The 6,056-nt window shown below is 73.8% G+C and carries 6 protein-coding genes; 2 read left to right on the top strand and 4 right to left on the bottom strand.

Features of this window, described 5'->3' with window-relative positions; translation table 11 throughout:
- Together HMPREF3159_RS07440 and HMPREF3159_RS07435 are read left to right on the top strand one after the other, a co-directional pair.
- Positions 1-1,077 (top strand): glycoside hydrolase family 15 protein (locus tag HMPREF3159_RS07440; protein WP_070500458.1); only part of this gene is annotated, 1,077 nt, incomplete at its 5' end.
- Between the two features lie 64 nt (positions 1,078-1,141).
- Positions 1,142-1,540, top strand: a complete 399-nt coding sequence (locus tag HMPREF3159_RS07435) for a hypothetical protein (protein ID WP_246821548.1) — start codon at positions 1,142-1,144, stop codon at positions 1,538-1,540.
- On the opposite strand, the gene HMPREF3159_RS07430 is transcribed toward HMPREF3159_RS07435, so the two are convergent.
- The 4 genes from HMPREF3159_RS07430 to HMPREF3159_RS07415 all read right to left on the bottom strand — a co-directional run.
- Positions 1,507-2,328: a GNAT family N-acetyltransferase gene (locus HMPREF3159_RS07430; protein WP_246821546.1), complete on the bottom strand. Its 822-nt coding sequence runs from the start codon at positions 2,326-2,328 to the stop codon at positions 1,507-1,509. The two genes, HMPREF3159_RS07435 and HMPREF3159_RS07430, sit on opposite strands and share 34 nt — an antisense overlap.
- A 34-nt stretch (positions 2,329-2,362) precedes the next feature.
- Positions 2,363-3,523 (bottom strand): flavodoxin-dependent (E)-4-hydroxy-3-methylbut-2-enyl-diphosphate synthase, encoded by a 1,161-nt coding sequence (ispG, locus tag HMPREF3159_RS07425; RefSeq protein WP_070500457.1) that lies wholly within the window; start codon positions 3,521-3,523, stop codon positions 2,363-2,365.
- Between the two features lie 206 nt (positions 3,524-3,729).
- Positions 3,730-5,073 (bottom strand): M50 family metallopeptidase, encoded by a 1,344-nt coding sequence (locus HMPREF3159_RS07420; protein ID WP_070500456.1) that lies wholly within the window; start codon positions 5,071-5,073, stop codon positions 3,730-3,732.
- 2 nt (positions 5,074-5,075) lie between these two features.
- A partial coding sequence (locus HMPREF3159_RS07415; RefSeq protein WP_070500455.1) for a 1-deoxy-D-xylulose-5-phosphate reductoisomerase occupies positions 5,076-6,056 on the bottom strand: 981 nt, incomplete at its 5' end.

Here is a 6,056-nt window from a genome sequence, read left to right as displayed (position 1 = left end):
CTGGCCGACGGCGGCGGCGCCCCCTCGGGGGTCGGCGATTCCGCCGCCGGGGCCGAGATCTCCGCCGCGGGGACGAGCACCTCCGCCGGGGACGCCGACCTGCTCGTCGACCTCGCGGACACCGCGCTCGCGGACCTCTGGGTGCTCGACGACGACCTGCCCGCCCCCGTCGCCGGCTGGACCGCGAACTGGCGGTACGTGTGGCCGCGCGATGCGGCGTTCTGCTCCGTCGCCCTGGCCCGGATCGGCGCGGCCGATCGCGCCGCCGACGTGCTCGCCCATCTCCAGGACCTCCAGCAGGCCGACGGCTGGTTCGAGGCGCGCTACGTGCCCGGCACCGACCGCGCCCCCGATCGCCGCGCCCCGCAGTTCGACGGGACGGGGCTGCTTCTGTGGGCGAGCGCCGAGGCGGTCGCCGCCTCGGGCGCCGGAGGCGGGGCCGTCGCCGACCGGCTCGCACCGCTGGTGACGACTTCGCTCGCGGCGCTGCACCACGCCACCTCGGGCGGGATCGCGCTGCCGCCCGCCTCCCCCGACTACTGGGAGGTGCGCGAGGGCGCCGCGACCCTGTGGGGCGCGGGAGCGACCCTCGCCGGGCTGCGCGCCGGGGCGGAGCTCACCGGCTCCACCGGCGCGGAGGAGTCGGCGCAGGTCTTCGCGCACCTGCTTCAGGGGACCTTCGGGCGCGGCGGCTGGCAGCGCTATCGCGACGGCGGCGGCGCCGACTCCGCACTCGCCCTGTTCGACGCGACGGGCCTGCACGACATGATCGATCCGGCACGCCTGGGGGCGCTGCGGAGCGAGCTGTCCCGGCCCGCCGGCGGCATCGCACCGGGCGCGGCCTGGAAGCAGGACGGGATCAGCTGGACCCCGTCGACCAGCCTGCTGGGCCTGGGCCTCGCCCGCGCCGGGGAGCACCTGCCCGCCCGCGAGATCCTCTCCTGGCTCGCCGCGCACCGCACCGAGCAGGGCTCCCTGCCCGAGAAGGTGCTGCACGACGGCCGCCCGGCCCAGGTCGCGCCGCTGGCCTGGACCGCCGCGAACACGCTGCTGGCCCTCGACGCGCTCGCCTCCTGAGCAGCGCACCGACGCGCACGCTCCCCGCACCGCGCACCGGGGCGGCGCGATAACTCTCATGGCGGTGGGCGACGCCGTCTCCGACGGGCTGAGGAGCGAGCAGCCCTACTTCCAGCGGGAGCAGCCGATGACCTGGGACCAGGAGGGCAGCTATGTCCCGGCCCCCGAGGGCACGCCCCGCATGACCCACACCGTCAGCCATGAGTGGAACCACTCGATCGGGGAGATCCTCACCGCGCTGCTGCAGGCCGGGCTGGTGCTGGACTCCTTCGAGGAGGTCCCGTTCGCGGCCTGGTGCCCGTGGCCTGATCTGATGGTGCGCGAGGGCGACCGCTACCGACTGCGGGAGGACCCGGACCGGCTCGCGCTGCAGTACGTCCTCACCGCCCACGGTCCCGCCCGAGCCGACGGGACACAGAGTCCGTCGGCTCAGAACAGCAGCGTGGTGAGCTCCCCGACCTGACGGAAGCCGGAGGCGGCGTAGGCGCGACGGGCCGGCTCGTTGAAGTCGTTGACGTAGAGGGAGACCTGCGGGGCGTGGTCGCGGCGCACCTGGGCGACGAGCTCGGCCATCGCGGTGCGGCCCAGCCCGTGGCCGCGACGGTCCGGGCGCACCCACACGCCGTGGATCTGGGCGACGGGGCCGAAGAGCGCGCCGACATCGGCCTTGAACAGCACCTCGCCCTCCTCGACCACCGCATAGGTGCGGCGTTGCCGTATCAGCTCCCCGACCCGGTGGCGGTACGAGCGCCCGCCGTCGCCGAGCAGCGGATCGATCCCGACCTCCTCGCGGAACATCGCCACCGCGGCCGGGAACACGGCCGCCGCGTCCTGCGGCTCGGCGGCTCGCAGTCCCGCGCCGGGCAGCGAGGGCATCAGCGCCGGCGGGTCCGCGAGCAGCAGCGGCTGGCTCCAGCGGTGCTCGCGCACCTCCCGGTCCCAGGAGCGGCCGAGGGTCTCCCACAACCGTTCGATCGCGGCACGCTCCCCCACCACCGAGCTGGCCCGGCGAGGCCTGCCCGCCAGGTGCGCCCCGAACTCGTCGAGCGCACGCGGGGTCGAGGACAGCGGCGAGAGGTTCACCCCGTGCCAGAGCACGCCCTCGGGCAGGCGGTCATCGCCCACCAGGGAGAACTCCTGGGCGACGGAGGCGGAGCGGGCGGTCTCCCGCAGCCGGGCCCCGCCGAGCGCGTTGGTGACCGGCTCCAGCAGGGCGAGTTCCAGCGCCGCGTCCACCGTGCCGGGGCGCACTGCGCGCAGGCGCCCGCCCCGCCGGAACACGGTCTCAGCCCACGGAGACGGAGGGGGCACCGCCGGCGGGGACGTCCTCGCCCATCTCGGCAGCGATGCGGTTCGCCTCGGCGAGCAGGGTCTCCACGATGTCCTCCTCCTGGACGGTCTTGATGACCTCGCCCTTGACGAAGATCTGGCCCTTGCCGTTGCCGGAGGCGACGCCGAGATCGGCCTCGCGCGCCTCGCCGGGGCCGTTGACGACGCAGCCCATGACGGCGACGCGCAACGGGACCTCGAGGTGCTTGAGCCCCTCGGTGACCTTGTCGGCGAGGGTGTAGACGTCGACCTGGGCGCGGCCGCAGGAGGGGCAGGAGACGATGTCGAGCTTGCGCGGCTTGAGGTTCAGCGACTGCAGGATCTGGTTGCCGACCTTGACCTCCTCCACCGGCGGGGCGGAGAGGGAGACGCGGATGGTGTCGCCGATGCCCTCGCCGAGCAGGATGCCGAAGGCGACAGAGGACTTGATGGTGCCCTGGAAGGCGGGGCCCGCCTCGGTGACGCCGAGGTGCAGCGGCCAGTCGCCCTCGGCGGCGAGCTGGCGGTAGGCCTCGACCATGATCACGGGGTCGTTGTGCTTGACCGAGATGCCGAAGTCGTGGAAGTCGTGCTCCTCGAAGAGGGACGCCTCCCACTTCGCGGAGGCGACGAGGGCCTCGGGGGTGACGCGGTCGCCGGTCATCATGCGCTTGTCGATCGAGCCGGCGTTCACGCCGATGCGCAGCGCGGTGCCGTGGTCCTTCGCGGCCTTGGCGATGTCCTTCACCTGGTCGTCGAAGCGGCGGATGTTGCCCGGGTTGACGCGGACGCCCGCGCAGCCCGCCTCGATCGCGGCGAAGACGTACTTGGGCTGGAAGTGGATGTCGGCGATCACCGGGATCGGGGACTTCGCGGCGATCGCGACGAGCGCGTCGGCGTCCTCCTGGCGCGGGCAGGCCACGCGCACGATGTCGCAGCCGGCCGCGGTCAGCTCCGCGATCTGCTGGAGGGTCGCGTTGATGTCGTGCGTCGGAGTGGTGGTCATCGACTGCACGGTGACCGGCGCGTCGCCGCCGACGTAGAGGTCGCCCAGCTTCACCTTGCGGGTCGTCCGCCGGGGGGCGAGGACCGGCGGGGGCGTCTTGACGGAGGGGATGCCGAGGCTCACGGAAGTCACCCCTCCATTATGGACCGCCGACGGGCTCCGGCGAGGCGAGGTGCGACACCTCCACCGCTCCTGCACGCACGACGTGGCCCGGGGCACAGCCCCACGGGGTCCGGTGCGCGCCGCGGACGGGCCGTCGATCGAGCCGGCGCCTGTCGGACCGGCCACGGAGAACCGGGCACGCGGCGGTCAGGGGAACGGACCGGGCGCGCGGCGGGTCAGGGGAACAGCGTGATCGGCTTGACGATGTCGGCGTAGAGCAACAGCAGCGTCATCACGATGAACACGAGCGCGACCGCATTGGTCAGGGGGAGCATCCGCGACATGTCCACAGGCCCAGGATCCGGGCGTCCCCGCAGCCGTGCGATCCGGCGTCGGATCCCCTCGAGCAGCGCCCCGGCGACATGCCCGCCGTCCAGCGGCAGCAGCGGGACGAGGTTGAACACGAACAGCGCCATGTTCAGCGAGGCGAGCATCGAGATCATCGTCCCGACCTTCTCGCGCAGCTCGAAGGCGGGCTCGTCGGCGGAGGCGACCTCGCCGGCCAGCCGCGAGACGCCGACGACGCCGAGCGGCCCGTCCGGGTCGCGCTCGGCGCTGCCGAAGGCGGCCTGCGCCACTTCGTACAGCCGCACCGGGAGGGTCACCACGATCTGCCCGGTGCGCACGAAGGCGTCCCACGCCATCGCAGGCACCTCGGCCGGGGACTGCGGGACGAGGTCGGGGGTGCCGGCCACGCCGAGGAACCCGACCTCCTCGGTGACCAACCTCCCGTCGGCGTCGCGCACCGCGGCGCCGTCCTCGTCCAGGACGGGGCGGGCGTCGATCACGAGGCTCGCCTCGAGCGGGATCTCCCGCCCGTCACGCTCGACGACGACCTCGATCGTGCGGTCGTCCGCGGCGCGGACGGCCTCGGTGACGTCCTCCCAGCGCGTGATCGGGGCGCCGTCGATCTCGCGCAGCACGTCGCCGGGACGGATCCCGGCCTCGAGCGCGGGGGCCGGGGGCTGTCCCTCGCAGGAGACGTCCACCGGCGCGTCGGCCGGGACCACGCACTCGGAGACGCTCTGCACCGTCGGCGTCACCGAGGGCAGGCCGATCCCGCTGACCAGCACCACCATCAGCAGCACGGAGATGAGCAGGTTCATGGTGGGCCCGCCGAGCATGACCACGAGCTTCTTCGGCACCGACAGCGCCACGAAGGTGCGGTGGGCGTCCTCGGGCCCGTACTGGGCGGACTCGTACGCCTTCGCGTCCTCGGACATCTCCGTCATCTGCTGGAGCAGGCCGGTGGAGTCCTCGCGGATCGTGCCCTCGGGCTCGCCCTTGTGCGGCGGGTACATGCCGATCATCCGGATGTAGCCGCCCAGCGGGATGGCCTTCAGCCCGTACTCGGTCTCGCCGCGGGTGCGGGAGAGGACCGTCGGCCCGAAGCCGATCATGTACTGGGTGACACGGACCCCGAACAGCTTCGCGGGGACCAGGTGCCCGATCTCGTGCAGCGCGATCGAGAGGGCGAGCCCCGCCGCGATGACGAGGACGCCGAGCGCGAACAGCAGCACGCTCAGCGCGCCCGGGCCGCGAGGAGCTCGGCCGCGGCGGCGCGCGCCCAGGACTCGAGCTCGAGGAGGGCATCGACGCCGTCGGCGCGCTCCGCGCGCGGCCGCGTCGGGAGCTCGAGCACCGCCCGGATCAGCCCGGTGATGCCGAGGAAGTCGAGGCGCCCGTCGAAGAAGGCGTCGACCGCCTCCTCGTTCACGGCGTTGTACACGGCCATCGCTCCCCCGCCCTCGCGGTGCGCGGCGCGGGCCAGCGCGATCGCGTCGAAGGTGTCCTCGTCCACGGGCTCGAAGGTCCAGGACTGCGCGGCGGAGAAGTCCAGCGGGGCGGCGAGGCCGGGGAGCTTCTCGGGGTGGGCGAGGGCCCAGCCGATCGCGTGGCGCATGTCCGGCGGGCTCGCCTGGGCGATCGTGGAGCCGTCGACGAGCGTGACCATCGAGTGGACGATCGACTGGGGGTGGACGACCACCTGCACGCGTTCCTCCGGCAGGTCGAACTGGAAGCAGGCCTCGATCACCTCGAGCGCCTTGTTCACCAGGGTCGCGGAGTTCGTGGTGATGACCCGGCCCATCGACCAGGTGGGGTGGGCGAGCGCCTGCTCGGGAGTGACGCCGTCGAGCTCGGCGCGGGTGCGGCCGCGGAAGGGCCCTCCGGAGGCGGTGACCACGAGGTGGTCGATCTGGTCGTGGCGCACCCCGGCCAGGGCCTGCGCGATCGCGGTGTGCTCGGAGTCGACGGGGAGGATCTGCCCGGGCGCGGCGGCGTCCGTGACCAGGTCTCCCCCGACGACGAGGGACTCCTTGTTCGCCAGCGCGAGCCGGGCCCCGGAGCGGAGCGCGGCGAGGGTGGGCAGCAGGCCGACGGAGCCGGTGATCGCGTTGAGGACCACGTCCTGCGCGCCGAGGGACCCGGCGAGCTCGACGACCGCCTCGGCGCCCGCGCTGATCCGCGGCGCGGGGAGGCCGGCGGCGGCGCAGGCCGCCTC

It is taken from the genome of Brachybacterium sp. HMSC06H03 (assembly GCF_001807385.1).
In the GTDB taxonomy this organism is placed as follows: Bacteria; Actinomycetota; Actinomycetes; order Actinomycetales; family Dermabacteraceae; genus Brachybacterium; species Brachybacterium conglomeratum.
This window is presented reverse-complemented; position numbering and strand designations above follow the sequence as displayed.